Genomic DNA, 15,919 nt, shown 5'->3' with positions numbered 1-15,919 from the left:
CTGATTTGGCGTCCGCAATGTAGGTGCTAGAGCGCCGCGGATTTTGGCTTTCCGCTGACGCCGCCGGTCAGACCATCGAGCCAAGTGTCGGTTGTTGCGAACTGGCCACCGGCTTCGACCGTCTTCCAGAAGGTTACGTCGGCCCAATGGACGATCGTGTTTTCGAGACTGCGCTCCAGCAGTTCACCCTCGGCTGAGTGAGCGGCTGCGATATGGGCCACCGCCTCCGGCAGATCCATGGCGAAGCAGATAAAAACGCCGTAGCCGGGGTGACGGACCGAGGGGAAGCCGACAGCGTGGCGATTGGCCTTCCAACGCTGGACATTGTCGGGCTGGAACTCCCAGACCTTGCCGATGTCGTGGCAGAGAGCGCCGGCGATCAGGATGTCGCGGTCATAGCGGAAATTGGGGAACAGGCCCGCCATCTCCTCCGCCGTCTTCACCGCCAAGCGGCAGACCGAGCGCATATGGTCGCATTGCGTGCCGGTCAGCAAGGGCATCGAGTCGTAGTTGCCCGAGGGTTTCATCTCGCCGATCTGCGTGAAGCCATGGGCTTCGAGCGCAGCGACCCAGGCGTCGATGACCTTGTCGCGCAGATCGCGATCCCCGATCCAATCGATCTCCGGCATCTCGGCGACGCGGGCGGCCCGCTTGGCTTCGGTGATCTCGATCGACTTGCCACGCAGCGATACGGTTCGCGGATAGGTCACATTCTTCTCCGAATTACAGATCGTTGGACGATGGTCACTGCGCGCCGATCAGGCGCGGCAGCCACATGACGATGCCGGGCGCGGCGATGATTAGGACGATCATGACGAGCAGGCTGCCGATGAAGGGGAGGACTCCGAGAATGACGTCGCTGATGACGCCGCGCCCCCGGACGCCCTGCACGACATAGAGATTGACCCCGACAGGCGGCGTGATCATCGCCGTCTCGCAGAGCAGGACCACCATGATGCCGAACCAGACCGGATCGAATCCGGCCTGGACCACGACCGGGACGATGATCGGAACCGTCACGATCATCATCGGCAATGGCTCCATGAAGCAGCCGAGGATCAGATAGAAGACGATGATCGCGACCAGCGTTCCCATCGGGCCGAGCCCGAGGCCGGTAATGAAGCTGTTCAGCGCGCCGACCAGGCCGATCGCGGACAGCACGAAGTTCAGGAAGAAGGCCGCGGCGACGATCAGCATGATCATCGCCGATGTCCGCATCGTGCCGTCGAGCGCCTCGAGGATCATCGCGGCGGAGAGCCTGCGGTTGATCGCAGCCAGCCCGATCGCGACGACCACGCCGAGCGCAGCCGATTCCGTCGGCGTCGCGAAACCGGCATAGATGCTGCCGATCACGATCAGGAAGATGATCGCTGGCGGCACCAGCCCGCCGAGGCTGGCGATACGCTCGTTCCACGAGGTCTCGATCGCGCGCCCGCGCCATTGCGGCCGAATGAGGCAGCAGATCAGGATCGTCGCCATGAAGATCAGCCCGAGCGCGATACCGGGCACGAAGCCGGCGAGATAGAGCTGCGGCACCGAGGTCTGCGTCAGCCAGCCATAGATGATCAGGTTGATCGAGGGCGGAATCAGGATGCCCAGCGTCCCACCCGCGGCGACCGTGCCGAGGAAGAGGCGCTCGCCATAGCCATAGGTCTTGATGACCGGGGTTGCGACCGTCCCGATCGTGGCGGCGGTCGCGACGCTCGATCCCGAGGTCGCCGCGAAGACCATCGACGCGCCGATATTGGCATGCATCAGCCCACCGGGAAGCCAGGCGAGCCAGTGGCTCATCGAGCGATAGAGGCGGTCCGCCATGCCCGAACGCAACAGGATCTCGCCGAGCAGCACGAAGAGCGGCACGCTGACGAGGATGGCGTTGGTCGAGGCCGACCAGACGACCTCGCCCATGGCGAGATAGATCGGCATCGGCGAGAACGCCGCCCCGAGCGAGAGCGCAAGCAGCAAGAGCGCCGCGCCAACGGGGATGCTGAGCCCGAGCAGGACGATCAGCAGGCCAAGCGAGGTGGGGACCATGGTCGCTTATCTCGGGATCACAGGTTGCGCGTCGACGGCTTCGAGTGCCTCTTCGATCTCGTCGGCGACATCGGGCGTCGTGACGATCACGCTGGCCGCGGCTCCATCGCCGCGCATCAGCGCCAGGGCGACGCAACCCAGCTGTTCCACACAGACAAGCGCGAACCAGACCAGCCCGACGAACCAGAGGCCTTGCGGGATCACCAGCAACGTGCCGAGCGAGGTGTTTTCCCGTGCACCGAGTTCCCAGGAGGCATAGACCGTATCCCAGGCGAACCAGGCGAGGATCAACGCCACTGCCCCGAGCGCGCCCAGCGCGAGAACGTCGAGGCCGAAGCGGATGCCGGGTGGCATCCAGTTCCGGACCACGTCGATGCGCACATGTGCGCGGTTCAGCAGGGCGTAGCTGAAGGACCAGCTGGCGGAGATCGCGAGCGCATAGCTCGACAATTCCGTGCCGACGCTGAAGGGGATATGGATCACCTTGCGTGCCAGGATCTCGACGGTGATCACCACCGCCGATCCGACGAGCATCAGGCCGCCGATGCGGGCCATCCAGAGCGAGACGGCCGCGACGAGTGTGTGAAATCCCACCATGTAATGCGCCTCGCTGGGCGGCGGCGCTACTGCGCCGTCGCCTCGATGCCCGCGACCTTGCCGACGGTGGCGTTCCACTCGGCCACACATTCGGCGCCACAGCGCTTGGCCCAATCTGGCAGGATACGCTCGCGCAGGATCTTCTGCGCCGCAGCCTTGTCCGTATCGGACACGGTGACGAACTTCATCTTGGGATTGGCTTCGATGCCATCCTTGCACGGGCCGAGGCCGGTATTGCAGTTCACGCCGTCCTGGATGTCGCTGCCGGCCTGCGCCCACATGCGATCCTCGAGCTCGGCGAATTGTTGCTCGAGGAAGGTCCGCGTCTTCTCATCCAGCCGCGACCAACTGCGCAGATTGGCGCCGAAGAACGTCATCGACCAGCCCATCGGCAGCGCGTAGAGATGATCGCTCACCTCCCACCAGCGTGCCGTATTGCCGGCCGAGGTGCCGGTCACGGCGCATTGGGCGACGCCGCGCTGCATCGCCGGGATCACCTCGGCGAAGGGCACGTTCACCGAGGAGCCGCCGGCGCCCTCGACCATTTGCGACATGGCGCGGTTGAAGGTCCGCACCGCCTTGCCGCGTAGCGAGTCGAGCCCGGCGACATCGCCCTTGCAGTAGAACATCTGCGCTGCGACCGGGCTCATGCTCAGGAGCTTGGTGTTGTATTTGGTCTCCAGGGCCTTCGCGAGGGCGGGCCGGAAAGCGTCGGCGGCCTTGCGCTGGGTGGCGATGTCGACCGTGACGCCGGGCAGGTCGAGGCCGTCGAACCGGGAATCCTCGCCGGCCATGTAGCTCATCGTCGCTTCGGAGATGTCGAACACACCCTGGCGAAGCAGGCGCAGCACCTCGGGTCCACGCAGGCCGAGTTCCTCCAGCGATCCGAAGGTCGTCGTAATCGCGCCGTTCGTCTTCGCGGAAAGCGTCTCCGTGAAGAACGGCTTGTAGACCTTCTGGAACAGGTTCTGCGTCTGGTTCCCGCCAGACACTTTCAGATTGATCTTGGGAAAGTCCTGGGCCTGCGCAGCCATGGCTGACAGGCCGAAGCTTGCGAGGAACGTCAAAGTGCGGATCGGTCGCTGCATCATGTTCTCCCCTGGCGGGTCGGCTATCCGACTTCTGGTGGGAAGCCTAAGCCGCATTGCAATCGTAAATCCAATTGGATTATCTCGTTAGATCACATTGGATTTTTCAATGCGTCCGACGATTGCAGAACTGGAGGCCTTTGTCTGGACTGCCCGGCTGGGCTCCGTGCAGTCCGCAGCCAGGCATCTCTTCCTGGCTCAGCCCACTGTGTCGCTGCGGCTGAAATCCCTTCAGGACGAGCTCGGCGTCAGGGTCTTCGAGCGATCCGGCGCGACATTGAGACTGAGCCCCGACGGAGAGCAGCTCTTCGGGCACGCCATATCGATCATCGAGGAACTCGCGCGCATGCGCGAACGGGCGGGGTCCACCGGCGCCCTGCACGGCACGGTGAAGGTCGGCATGCCGGAAACATTCGCGGTCGCTTGCCTGCCCAGAATCCTCAAAGACCTTGCCGCGCTCCATCCGATGCTGCGCCTCGAATTGTCGATCGCGACGAGCACGCAGCTTGAGGACGAGTTGCGCGAACACCGACTCGATCTCGCCATTCTGGTTCATCCCAGCGACGGCGCAGCCATCAGATTGGTCGAGCTTGGGCGCCAGGAGGCTGCATGGGTTGCAGCCGAGAGCCTGCGACTGGGCCCGATCGTGCGACCAGCCGATCTGCAGGACTGCCAGATCCTGACCAATCCTCCCCCGTCTGCCATGCATCGGCAGATCACCGACTGGTTCAGCGCAGCAGATGTGAAGCCCCGACGGCTCGACTTCTGCACGGGCCAGATGGTGATTGCCCATCTGGTCCGGGAGGGCGTTGCTGCCGCCTTCCTGCCCGTGAAGCTGATGGAGCCGGTCCTCGTGAGCGGGAGCGTCATCAAACTGCGCTCTGTGCCTGAGTTTCCTCATGCAGCCGTCTGCGCCGGTCATCGCATCGGCGGGGCCACGGCCGAGATCGAGGCGGTCATCGCCGCGGCGCAACGTGTCCTGGGCCAGGTTCCGTTCCTGCTGCCGCCGCTGGGCTCGGAGGCCTGACACCCCGCTGCTTGTATTCGGGCTTGGCCACTCAGCTCGCCCCATCGACCTTGAGGTAGTCGATGGCCTCCAGAGCCTTCTGGATCGATTTCACCATCGCGCTCACCGGTGCGGTCAGGCCGCCCTCGGGATAGCTCGCATAGACCCGGCCATGGATCAGGTCCGGCACCGATCGCAGGACTGTGACCAGTCCAGCTCTGACTTCCGCCTCCATCATGCGGGCCGGCAGCACCCCGAGCGCCACACCCGACGAGACGAGATGGCCGATGACGGCGACGCTGTTGCACAGATCGTGGCTCAGCGGTTCGAGGCCGGCAGTGGCGAACCAGTCCTTGATCTGGCGGAACATCGCCGATCGCGGCTGATTGCTGACGATCGGCAGGCCGACCAGATCGCGCGGGCGCACTTCCGGTCCCAGCCCCCATTTCACCGAGGCGACCCAGGCCGTGTCCTGCACGCCGAGTGGGACGAGCTTCATGCCGGGCCTGCCGATGGGGTTGACCAGCACGGCGAGATCGAGATGCCGGTCGTTCAGCTCTCGCTCCAATTCATAGCTGATCGAGACCACATACTCTGCCTTCAACAACGGATAGTCGGTCCGCACAGTCTCGAGCAGCGTCGGCAGGCAGGTCATCGCGAAGCCCTCCGCAAAGCCGACGCGGATGCTTCCCGTCACCACCTCCGGGTCTGTCTGGAGCATGATCCGGTCCGCCTCCTCCAGCAGCGCAGCAGCACGCGGCAGGAGCGCGAGGCCGTCGGCGGTCGCCACGAGCCCACGGCCGTTGCGCTGGAAGAGCTTGACGTCGAGCGCCTGTTCGAGATCCCGCAGGCGCAGCGAAATGGTCGGCTGCGACATGTGAAGGTGGCTGGCCGCCTTGCTGAGGGAACCTAGCCGGGCGGTCCAGAAGAAAGCCTCGAGCTGCGCGATGGTGAACCTCAGGCCCATGGCATTCCATATTTGGATTTCTGATGAATCGTGCCGTAGATAATCAAATTAGATTAGCGTTGGCAAAGATGCTTTACGATGGCTTCCCTGCCTCGGTTCATCACTTGTCATGCTTTCAACGCCTCCCAGGATCATCCGCATCGACGGGTTCGAGCTCTGCGCCAAGCTGAGCCAGACCATCGGCAATTCCCGGCAGATGTTCGACCGCCGCGGCGCGCTGCTGCTGCGGGTGGTGAGCGATAGTGGTGCGGTCGGCTGGGGCGAAAGCTGGGCCTATCCCGGCGCGGCCGCGGCGCTTGTGCGGGAGCACTTCGCGCCGGCGCTGATCGGCCATGATGCGACGCTGCCGCGGGCCGGCTGGCAGGCCATGGCCGCGCGACTGGGCTATGACCGGCGCGGCATCTCGACGATGGCGCTCGGCGGGCTCGACGTCGCGCTTTGGGATCTCGCCGGCCAGATCGCCGGCAAGCCGGTTCACGCCCTGCTCGGCGGCAAGCTGCGCAGCCGGATCCCGGCCTATGTCAGCGGCCCGTTCATGAAGCCCGGCAGCGCCCCCTATCGTGATTTCGAGGCCGATATCGCCGGCTATCTCGATGCCGGCTTCCGGGCGATCAAGCTCAGGATGGGCACCGATCCGGCCTGCGACGGAGCAACGGCTCGCAAGGTCCGCGCGCAGATCGGCGAGACGATGCCGTTGATGATCGACCTGAACGAGGGCTTTTCCGTCGAAGGTGGGCTCGCGATCGCGCAACGCCTCGCCGAGGTCGACCCGGTCTGGCTCGAGGAGCCGATCGCTCACGACGACCTGCCAGGCTATCGCCGCTTTGCCGCGGCCTCGCCGTTTCCGCTGGCGGGAGGCGAGGCCCTTTTCGGACTGCGGGCCTTCCGCGACTACCTGGCGGCCGGCGTCTTCGACTTCGTCCAGCCCGATCTCGGGCTGTGCGGCGGGCTTTCCGAAGGCATGCGGATTTCGGCTCTGTGCGAGGCGTTCGAGGTCGCGCTGGTTCCCCATGTCTGGGGCTCGGTCGTCAACTTCCAGGCATCGCTGCATTTCGCCGCCTGCCTGCCGGAGCGGCGCGGCCGCCTGCGCTGGCCACTGTTCGAGTATGATCCGTCGGAAAATCCGCTGCGCACCGCCTTTGCCAGCCATCCCCTCGACGCCGACGGCGCGGTTGCCGTCCCGGACGCACCGGGGCTGGGCCTCGACCTGACGCCCGAGCGGCTCGAACCCTTCATCACCAGCCACTGGACCATCGAATAGTCGGCTCGTCGGATCCAACCGCGACCGTCATCACAGAGGAGACGACCATGCGACTGACCGCCATTCTCCGTTCCGCGCTTCTGGGCGCGGCCTGCCTCGCCGGTTTCTCATCCGCCTCGGCGCAGCAGCCCAAGGTGCTCAACCTGGCTTTCGTCGGTCGCGCCACGGCGCCCGAAGGCGTCGCGATGACCGCCTTCGCCGAGGAGATCAAGGCCAAGACCAATGGCCGTATCGAGATTCGCCTGCATCCCGGCGGAGCCCTGGGTGGTGATCGTGAGGTGCTGGAAGGCCTGCAGATCGGCACCGTCGATCTGACCGTCCCCTCGACCTCGGTCATCGCCAATTTCGTGCCCGAGGTTCAGGTCTTCGACATTCCGTTCCTGTTCCGCGACTTCGACCATGCGCAGGCTGTGCTCGACGGCCCTATCGGCCAGGAGATCCTGGCCAAGTTCAAGGCCAAGGGCCTGCAGGGTCTGGCCTTCGGGGGCATCGGCTTTCGTCAGCTCACCAATAGCCGCCGGCCGGTCAACGCCCCCGAAGATGTCAAGGGCCTGAAGATCCGCACCCAGGAGAACCAGATCCATCTCCAGGTCTGGCGCGCGCTCGGTGCTCTGCCGACGCCGATGGCGCTGCCCGAGGTGTTCACGGCGCTGCAGCAGGGCGTCGTGGACGGACAGGAAAATCCGATCGGCGCTATCCTCAACAACAAGTTCGGCCAGGTGCAGAAGTATCTCACCATCACCAACCACGCCTTCACGCCGGTCGGCTTCGTCATGGCACCGCGCGCCTTCGAAGCACTGTCGCCGGAGGACCAGAAGCTGTTCGTCGAGGCCGGGCGCCGCGCCATGGCGATCTGCAAGGACGAGGTTGCGAAGGTGGAGAAGACCGGCATCGACGAATTGCGCAAGCTCGGCCTGCAGGTCGTCGAGAAGGTCGACACCGCCAAGTTCCAGGACCTGCTGAAGCCGGCTTTCGCCGAACTCGGCAAGCGTTTCGGCGAGGCGACGATCGCGCGCATCAGGGACCAGAAGTGAGCACGCAGCCGACCCGGCCGGTCGCGCTGCTGCTCGCGACCGAGCGCCTCGTCACCGGCGCAGCGCTTGCCCTGGGCTGCGTCGCGATGGCGGTTGCCGCCTGCGCCGGCCTCTTCCAGGTGCTGACCCGGTTCATCCTGCAAGAGCCGGCAACTTGGTCGGAGCCGCTGATCCGGATGATGCTGATCTGGATGGCCTATCTCGGCCTTGCGGCTGCGGTGCGGGCCGGCTCGCTGGTTTCAGTCGATCTGCTCTATCGGCTGGTGCGCGGCCGTCGGCGCCGCGTGCTCGAGGGGCTGATCGCGCTGGCGACTCTTGCCTTGCTCGGCGTCCTCGTCTGGTTCGGCATCGATCTGACCGGCCGCGTGCGCTTCCAGAACCTCGCCGGTCTCGAGATCCCGGTGAGCTATGCCTATGCCGCGATCCCGGCGGGCGCCCTGGTCTCGATGCTGGCCGTCGTTGCGCACTTCTTCGACCCGCGCCGCGAAGAACTCGAAACCGCGGTCTGAGGAGCCGATCATGACCGCGACCATGCTCGTCACGATGTGCGTCCTGTTCCTGTGCTCCGTGCCTGTCGCGATCGCAGTGGGGCTGGCGGCGGTCGCGGGGCTTGGACTTCACACGCAATTGCCTCTGGTCCTCGTGGCGCAGCAGGCCTTCGCCGCGCTCGACAAGTTCCCGCTCGCTGCAGTGCCCTTCTTCATCCTCGCCGGCAATCTGATGGGCGAAGGCGGCATCTCGCGAAGGCTCGTCGATTTCGCCAAGAGCCTCGTCGGCGGCGTGCAGGGCGGGCTGGCTTGCTCCTGCATCCTGACCTGCATGATCTTCGCTGCGGTTTCGGGCTCCAGCGTCGCCACGACCTTCGCGATCGGCGCGATCCTGATCCCGGCCATGGTCCGGCACGGCTATCCATTGCCCTTCGCGGCGTCCTTGCAGGCGAGCGCGGCGGAACTCGGCGTCATCATCCCCCCGTCCATCCCGATGATCCTTTATGGCGTGGCGGCCGAAGTCTCGATCGGCGAGCTCTTCGTCGCCGGCTTCGGGCCGGGCTTCCTGATCGCTGGCGCGCTGATGCTGGCGGTCTGGCTCTGGTGCCGGATCAAGGGCTACGGCAAGACCGACCGGGAGGGCCGCCTCGGAGTCCTGCCGGCGACGCGCGCGGCGGGGCTGGCGCTGATGATGCCGGTGATCATTCTCGGTGGCATCTACGGAGGGGTGTTCACCCCCACGGAGGCATCGATCGTCGCCGTTTTCTACGCGCTGATCGTCAGCTGCCTCATCTACCGCGAGCTCGATCTGCCCGGTGTGATCGCGATCCTGCGCAAGTCGGTGATATCGTCCTCGGTGATCATGATGATCATCGCAATGGCGGGGCTGTTCAGCTTCCTGCTGACGCGCGCCGGCGTTCCCGCGCAGATCGGTGCCTACATCATCGCGACCTTCGACAGCGGCTGGTCGTTCCTGCTCGCGGTGAACCTGTTCCTCTTCATCATCGGCATGTTCATCGAGACCTCGGCCGCGATCATCGTGCTGGCGCCGATCCTTGCACCCGTCGCAGCCAGCTTCGGCATCGACCCCGTCCATTTCGGCATGGTCATGGTCGTCAATCTGGCGCTCGGGATGATCACGCCTCCCTTCGGCGTCAATCTCTTCGCGGCCTGCGCCGTGGCGAGGATCTCGCTCGATCGCATGACGAAGTCGCTGATGCCGTTCATCGGCGTTGTGCTGGCCTGCCTGATGCTGATCACATACGCACCCTGGATTTCTCTGGCTCTGCGCGATCTCGTCTATCGCTGATCTCGCCCGCCGAGATCCGGTTTGCGGGATCTGTTCGATCGACTTGGCCTGCTGCCGTGTTCATGAAACACCCAATCTCGGTGTCCACGAAACCGGCACCAGGCCAATTTGAGCCACCAGTTGGGGCGCTCACTCGGACTTTCCCTGGGCCTCCGAAAGCTTGCGCCAGCCGGCGCCGGCCACCGTCATCGCCAGCGCGGCACAGGCCATCAGGATTGCGGCCAAAACGATGGGCAGCGCATGCCCGAGCCCGCCCAGCCCTCCGGACACGACGGAGGAAATCGCCCAGCCCATCGCTGCCGCCGCCCCCACCATGCCGAGGATCCAGCCCTGCCGCTCAGGCGGCACGCGATCCGACAGCATCGTGACGATCGAGGGATAGGCGATGTTGATGGTGATGCCCGCCATCAGCCCGGCGGCATAGGCCTGATAGGCCGAGGTCGCCATCAGGCACAGCACCATGGTCACAGCATTCAGCCCGAGCCCCGTCACCGCAAGGGTGCGCATGTCGAAGCGCCCGGCCAGGATCGGCTGCACCAGCCCGTTGGAAACGCAGAAGCCGATGCCGATGATCGCCATGAACACGCCGACCTCCGACAGGCTCAGGTCGATCCTCGGGGCCTCCATGAGATAGACCGAGACGAACACGAAGAATCCGCCCCATGCCACCTGCATCAGGATGAAGCAGCCGAGAATGCCACGCACGAGTTCGTCGCCCGCCGCGTCCCGGAAGCAGCGCACCCCTTCCCAAAGCGAGATGCTGGACCAGTCGATCCGCCGCTCGGCAGCCGCCCCCTCCCGGTAGCGGGCGAGGAGCAGGAGCGCGACAACGGTCAGGAAGGTGCAAAAATGCAGCGGCGCCGCGAAGGAGACATGGGAGAGGCCCGTCGCCAGCACCGGGCCGAGCACGAAGCCGAGCGAGGAGAACAGCATGCTGTAGCTCAACAGCCGGGCCTTGTTGCTGCCGAGATCGACCAGCGCCGCCTGGGCCGTCGACTGGGCTGCGGCCGTCGCGCCGCCGATCATCCGCCCGAGGAACAGCAACGCCAGGCTCCCGAACTCGATCGCCAGCCCGGCAAGGATGTTGCCAAGCAGCAACCCGGCCGCGCAGAGCAGCAGCACGGGCCTGCGTCCCCATTGGTCGGACAGCCGGCCGAGCACAGGGGCCATGTAGAGCATGAGGAGGACATAGGTCGCGACCAGAAGGCCGCTGACGAAATTGCGCAGCGGCAGCGAGGCCTCCGGTAGGAACACCAGCGTCGCCTGGTCGATCAGCAGCGGCCCGAGCAGCGGGATGATGATCGTCGCGCTGATCGAGTCGATCAGGATCAACAGATAGAGCGCGATCATGCCGGCGCGCCGACGGGCTCGCTCGCATGCGCCAGCAGGCTGGTCCGCATCCGGTCGGCGAGCCTCCGGATCACATCCGCCTCGTAATTGACCGCGGAATAGTGGAAGCGGACCTTCAGCCGGCCCTCGGTGATGATGGCCATCAGATAAAGCCGGAAATCAGCCGGGTTATCCGCATGGGCGTGGTTCTTCAGATAGAGCAGCTCGTCTTCCGGTTTCTCGAAGACCGCGCCCCGGAAGCTGCTGTCCCAGGTCTCGCCGAAGAAGTTGTAGAGAATCTTGACTTGGTCCTGCCCGGCCAGCTCCGATCCGCGCGGGTGATAGGCCCTGAGCGCGCCATGAGCGATGCCGTGATCCGGCATCGAGCGCAATTGCCCGGCCACCTCCTTCAACCCGCCCGAGAGAACGAGCGGCGTGTGGCTGGTGAACCAGCCGCATATGCGGGTGGGATCGCTGTCGCCTACCACCGACTCGCGCCCGTGGCCGACCACGTGCAGCATCAGGCGGTCCTGGCCGGTCGCCTCCAGGAGCGCCGCGGCGACACGCTCGTAGGCGTTGGGCGGCGCGGCGTCCAACATATCGCTCTCATAGGTGACGATGTCCCTTTGGCGGGCGCCGGGCCACTCATTGTCGGCCGCGAAGCTCGGCCCCTGTTGGCCGAGCCAGAAGGGCAGCTGCGCTTCAGCTTCCGGACTGTTGGCGAAGGATATCAGCTCTTCCACCCAGTCCTTGTAGGATCCGCCCGAGGGCGGCAGCGCCTCGCCGAGATAGGCGCGCTGTAGATCCGAGACCAGCGCGCCCCAGGACAAGCCGTCGGTCACCAGATGATGGCAGATCAGCACGAGACGCTGGCCGTTCTCGGTGGTGAACAGTCCCGCGCGCATGATCGGCCCGCGCGCAATGTCGAGGGCCTCCTGCATCCGCGCCGCCCGCGCGCCGACTTCGGCCAGCGGAATGTCGGCGCATTCGAGCGGCACCTCCACCTCGTCCTCGGCGTAGAACTGGCGCGTGCCATCAAATCTCAGCCGCAGGGCGTCGTGATGGGCGACCAGCGTCGCAAGCGCCGTCCTCAGGCGATCCGCCTCGACCGCGCAGCGGAACACGGCCGAGACGTTGAATTGCTGCGGCCGTTCCGTCGCCCAGGAGAAATAATAGCGCTGCATGGGCGAGAGCGGCACCTCGCCGGTCACCGTGCCCGTCTCCACCTTGCGGGCGGGGGTCAGGCTCTGTGCGAGCTCGGCGATGGTAGGCGTACGCTGCAGCGTGGCGGGGTCGAACGGCACGCCCGCCTCCCGCGCCCTGATGCCCAGCAGGACGGCGAGCAGGGAATCCCCGCCCAACCCATAGAAATTGTCGTGAATGCCGACGGGCTCGTGCTCCAGCACGAACTGCCAAACGTCGACCAGCGCAGCCTCGATCGGCGTCCGCGGCGCCACATAGGGCAGATCATCGGCCGTGCGGGCCACTTCGACCCGCGGCAGCGCCTTGCGGTCGACCTTGCCGTTCGCCGAAAGCGGAATCCGGTCGAGCTGCGCGAACACACGCGGGATCATGTAATAGGGCAACCCGTCCTGCAGCGCTGCGCGCATCTCGGCGGCGTCGAGCGGCGAGTCCGAGACCACATAGGCCACCAGGAATTTGCCCTTCCGATCCGGCTGCTCCTGGCCGTCCACGATCGCGGCCTTGACGCCGGGCAGCGACTGGATAGCCCCCTCGATCTCGCCGAGCTCGATGCGGAAGCCGTTGATCTTCACCTGGAAGTCGGCACGCCCGAGGAACTCGACCTGCCCGTCCGGCAGCCAGCGGCCGAGGTCGCCGGTGTAGTAGATGCGCTCCCCAGTGGCAGGATAGGTGATGAAGGCGGCGTCGGTCTTTTCCTTGTCCTTCCAATAGCCGCGCGCCAGGCAGACTCCGCCCATGAAGATCCGGCCCGGCATGAAAGGCGGGCACTGGTTGAGCCCGGAATCGAGCACCAGCATCTTCTGGTTCAACATCGCCCGGCCATAGGGGATGGTGGTCCAGATCGGGTCCACCGCGCCGATGCGATACCAGTTGGAGATGATCGAGGTCTCGGTCGGTCCGCCGACACTCCAGAGCACCGCATCGGGGGCGAGCTGGCGAATGCGCTCCGGCAGGTCGACGGGGATCTTGTCGCCGCCCATCATGAACACGCGCATGCTCGGCATCGGCTCGCCCGACTGTGCCCACATGTCCACATACATCGGCACGCTGGTCCAGATGCTGGCCTGATGCTGGCGGGCGATCTCGACCCAGTGGAGCGGTTCAAGATGACGGCTCTCGTCCGGGATCACCACGCCGGCGCCCGCCGAGAGCATGCCGAAGATGTCGTAGACCGAGAGGTCGAAGGCGAAATCGGAGAGCTGGAGCGAACGGTCGCCGGGACCGACACCGTGCTGCTCATTGGCATTGCGCAGGGTGTTCATCACGCTGAAATGGGTCAGCGTCACACCCTTCGGCTTGCCGGTCGAGCCGGAGGTGAACAGCACATAGCAGATGTCGCTGAGGTCGTTGACCGAAGCGAGACGCGTGTCGGGCTCGCCCGCCCACAAGGCCTCGTCGTCGACCGCGAGGCCGGGACGGCCGAGGCGCTCGACGACGCGCTGCTGGGACAGCACCACCTCGACGTCCCCCTGGGAGATCACGGCGTCCATGCGCTCGGCCGGCCAGCCGGCATTGATCGGCAGGTAGCCGCCACCCGCCTTGAGGATGGCCATGCAGGCCACCACCTGCTCCCAGCCCTTCTCCATCATCACGCCGACCAGCCTGTTCGGCTTGACGCCGCGGCGGCGCAGGCTGTGGGCGATGCGGTTGGTCAGCCGCTCCATCTCGCCATAGCTGATCACCCGCTCGCGCGTCAGCAGGGCCGGGGCCTCGGGTTGCCGCTCGGCCCAGTCGGAGAAAGCGTCGTGGAGCAATTGCAGATCGCTGCGCGGCGCGGGCGCGGGTGTCCAGTCCTGCTCGATACGCGCGACCTCGGCGGGCGTTGCGAGCATCAGCGTCGAGAGCGGCGCATCGGGCTCAGCAGCGACGAGATCGGCCAGGACCGAGAGATGCGCCGCGATCTCCTCCACGAAGCGGCGGGTGAACTGGCGGGCGCTGTATTGCAGGCGCAGGTCGAGCCGCTCCCCTTCGGCGAAGGCGAGGAACAGGAGGTCGTTCTGGCAGTCCACGGTCTCGAGCGGCAGCGGCGTCCCGAGTTCGAACGGCCAGAGCGGCTTCGCCCAGGAGACCGAGACGTTCGGTAGCTGGACGGCGTCCGAGGGCCGCGCCTTGCGCAGGCCCGCGATCACCTCCTGGAACGACAGGCGGTCATGCGCGCGGGTTGCCCGCCGCTGCTCCTGCACCTGCGCCACCAGCTGCGCGAAGGAAAGTTCGGGCGTAAAGCTCGCAGTCGCGATCAGCGAGTTGACGAACGAGCCCATGGATCGCGCGAACTCCTTGCCGCGCAGATCGGTGGGATAGAGTACCGCCACCATCTCCTGCTCGGTGTAGCGGTGGATCAGCGCCTGGATCAGGGCGAGCGTGGTGATGAACGGGCTCACATTCATCTGCGGCAGGCGCAGGGAGAAATAGAGGTTGCCGTCCTGCTCGCCGGCATAGCTCTCGCGCCTTGTCGGCAGGCCGGCGCGGAAATCGGACTGGGCCAGCATCCCCGACCAATAGGCCCTGTCGGCCTCGCGCTCGGGGCTTTCCAGATAGGCGTTCTCGAGCGCGCGCCAGGCTTCGGGGCCCGGCCCGGGTTCCGGCACGGGCTGGCCGTGATAGCGCGCGCTCACCTCTTCCAGCAGCAGCAGAATGGAGCTGCCGTCCAGTATGAGGTGGCTGCCATTGATGACGAAGATGTCGCCGCACAGCACGAAGCGGAAAAGCGGGCCGTTTTCCATGTCGAACGGCTTGGTGACGGCCCATTCCCAGCAGTCCGAGCGCTCGAGCACTTGAGCCGGCGTCTCCTTGACGATCTGGAACGGCTTGCCGTCCACCTCCGTCACCACGGAGCGCAGCGCCGGATGCGCTTTCACCGTCTCTCGCAGCGCCTGTTCCAGCCGCTGCGGGTCGACACCCGCATTGAGGCGGTAGACGAACGGCACGAAATAGGCGGAGCTGTCCGGCGCGCGCTTGCACTCCAGCCAGATGCGCTGGGTGACGACCGCAAGCGGAATGGCAAGAGGTATTTCAGGCGTGACGGCGTTCATCGTGATGGCTCCGACGCTGATGCGCGATACTCTTGACTAGACTTGGAGCGAACGGCGCCGATCTGACGGGCGCCGTCGGTTGCGCGGAGAATGACGCTTCACGGTGTCGCGGCCTTGCGGCGCGCGAGCCGTCTTACTGAACATGCATCGCCGCAAAACGCCGTCGCGAGTTCGCGCATGCGAGGCCTGAGGGCACGAAGGTCAGCGCCTTTCTGGCGAGGCCATCCTGCCCTGTGACGCCATAAGTCCTTTAGGGAACGCGCGCCGTCAGAGGCGATCGCAAGGGGGCTAGCCCGCTCCTGGCCAACCCGGGGCAGAGCCTGTGTCAGATCGGCCATGGCGACCTCCCCCTTGACAGCCGGTCCCCATCCACGAGTGAGGGCGAAGATCTCATGAGCTATCTCGGCCTCCAGCACACCAACTCAAACGAGATATCCGGCTTCATTCTCCAGGAAAATGGAAACGATTAGAATGTTTTAGAATACTGGCAGCATGCTGCCCCGAATACTGTGTTTCGGCGCGCAAGTTTGCCCCCATGGGGCAGGGGATTGGAGCGCGCCTCTTGAGGCGG

General features: G+C 65.5%; 12 protein-coding genes. 5 read left to right on the top strand and 7 right to left on the bottom strand.

Translation table 11 applies throughout. The features are described 5' to 3' along the window. Nucleotides 1–26 precede the first annotated feature (26 nt). Genes ACWGRX_RS22630 through ACWGRX_RS22615 form a run of 4 tightly spaced genes read right to left on the bottom strand, consistent with a single transcriptional unit; the run spans nucleotide 27 to nucleotide 3,719 of the window. Complete coding sequence (locus ACWGRX_RS22630; protein ID WP_452119403.1) at nucleotides 27–710, bottom strand: HD domain-containing protein; 684 nt, start codon at nucleotides 708–710, stop codon at nucleotides 27–29. A 34-nt stretch (nucleotides 711–744) separates the two neighbouring features. After that, nucleotides 745–2,034, bottom strand: a complete 1,290-nt coding sequence (locus ACWGRX_RS22625; RefSeq protein WP_452119402.1) for a TRAP transporter large permease — start codon at nucleotides 2,032–2,034, stop codon at nucleotides 745–747. 6 nt (nucleotides 2,035–2,040) lie between these two features. Beyond that, a complete protein-coding gene (locus ACWGRX_RS22620) occupies nucleotides 2,041–2,631 on the bottom strand; it encodes a TRAP transporter small permease subunit (protein WP_452119401.1) in 591 nt (196 codons plus the stop codon). A 26-nt stretch (nucleotides 2,632–2,657) separates the two neighbouring features. Next, nucleotides 2,658–3,719 (bottom strand): TRAP transporter substrate-binding protein, encoded by a 1,062-nt coding sequence (locus tag ACWGRX_RS22615; protein WP_291637156.1) that lies wholly within the window; start codon nucleotides 3,717–3,719, stop codon nucleotides 2,658–2,660. 109 nt (nucleotides 3,720–3,828) lie between these two features. Here ACWGRX_RS22615 and ACWGRX_RS22610 point away from each other — a divergent pair, with 109 nt between their 5' ends. Then, complete coding sequence (locus ACWGRX_RS22610; protein ID WP_452119400.1) at nucleotides 3,829–4,746, top strand: LysR family transcriptional regulator; 918 nt, start codon at nucleotides 3,829–3,831, stop codon at nucleotides 4,744–4,746. Between the two features lie 31 nt (nucleotides 4,747–4,777). Here ACWGRX_RS22610 and ACWGRX_RS22605 read toward each other — a convergent pair whose 3' ends face one another. Then, nucleotides 4,778–5,692 (bottom strand): LysR family transcriptional regulator, encoded by a 915-nt coding sequence (locus tag ACWGRX_RS22605; protein WP_452119399.1) that lies wholly within the window; start codon nucleotides 5,690–5,692, stop codon nucleotides 4,778–4,780. 109 nt (nucleotides 5,693–5,801) lie between these two features. Between ACWGRX_RS22605 and ACWGRX_RS22600 the strand changes: the two genes are divergently transcribed. The 4 genes from ACWGRX_RS22600 to ACWGRX_RS22585 are packed head-to-tail and all read left to right on the top strand — an operon-like array spanning nucleotide 5,802 to nucleotide 9,784. Further along, on the top strand, nucleotides 5,802–6,953 hold the full coding sequence (locus ACWGRX_RS22600) for a mandelate racemase/muconate lactonizing enzyme family protein (RefSeq protein WP_452119398.1): 1,152 nt from the start codon (nucleotides 5,802–5,804) through the stop codon (nucleotides 6,951–6,953). 47 nt (nucleotides 6,954–7,000) lie between these two features. Next, entirely contained in the window at nucleotides 7,001–7,987 is a 987-nt protein-coding gene (locus ACWGRX_RS22595) for a TRAP transporter substrate-binding protein (protein WP_452119397.1), read from the top strand. Further along, nucleotides 7,984–8,496 carry a TRAP transporter small permease gene (locus ACWGRX_RS22590; protein ID WP_452119396.1) on the top strand — a complete coding sequence of 171 codons (513 nt, stop codon included), beginning with the start codon at nucleotides 7,984–7,986 and terminating at the stop codon, nucleotides 8,494–8,496. Before ACWGRX_RS22595 ends, ACWGRX_RS22590 begins: the two co-directional genes overlap by 4 nt. A gap of 10 nt (nucleotides 8,497–8,506) precedes the next feature. Then, on the top strand, nucleotides 8,507–9,784 hold the full coding sequence (locus ACWGRX_RS22585; RefSeq protein ID WP_452119395.1) for a TRAP transporter large permease: 1,278 nt from the start codon (nucleotides 8,507–8,509) through the stop codon (nucleotides 9,782–9,784). 129 nt (nucleotides 9,785–9,913) lie between these two features. Here ACWGRX_RS22585 and ACWGRX_RS22580 read toward each other — a convergent pair whose 3' ends face one another. Together ACWGRX_RS22580 and ACWGRX_RS22575 are read right to left on the bottom strand one after the other, a co-directional pair. Next, the gene (locus ACWGRX_RS22580) at nucleotides 9,914–11,134 is read right to left on the bottom strand and encodes an MFS transporter (RefSeq protein WP_452119394.1); all 1,221 of its coding nucleotides are present in this window, start codon (nucleotides 11,132–11,134) and stop codon (nucleotides 9,914–9,916) included. Continuing rightward, on the bottom strand, nucleotides 11,131–15,348 hold the full coding sequence (locus ACWGRX_RS22575) for an amino acid adenylation domain-containing protein (protein WP_452119393.1): 4,218 nt from the start codon (nucleotides 15,346–15,348) through the stop codon (nucleotides 11,131–11,133). The genes ACWGRX_RS22580 and ACWGRX_RS22575 overlap by 4 nt, the downstream gene beginning before the upstream one ends. Nucleotides 15,349–15,919: the final 571 nt, after the last annotated feature.

The sequence above is a fragment of the Allobosea sp. NPDC055594 genome (assembly GCF_053618995.1).
This window is presented reverse-complemented; position numbering and strand designations above follow the sequence as displayed.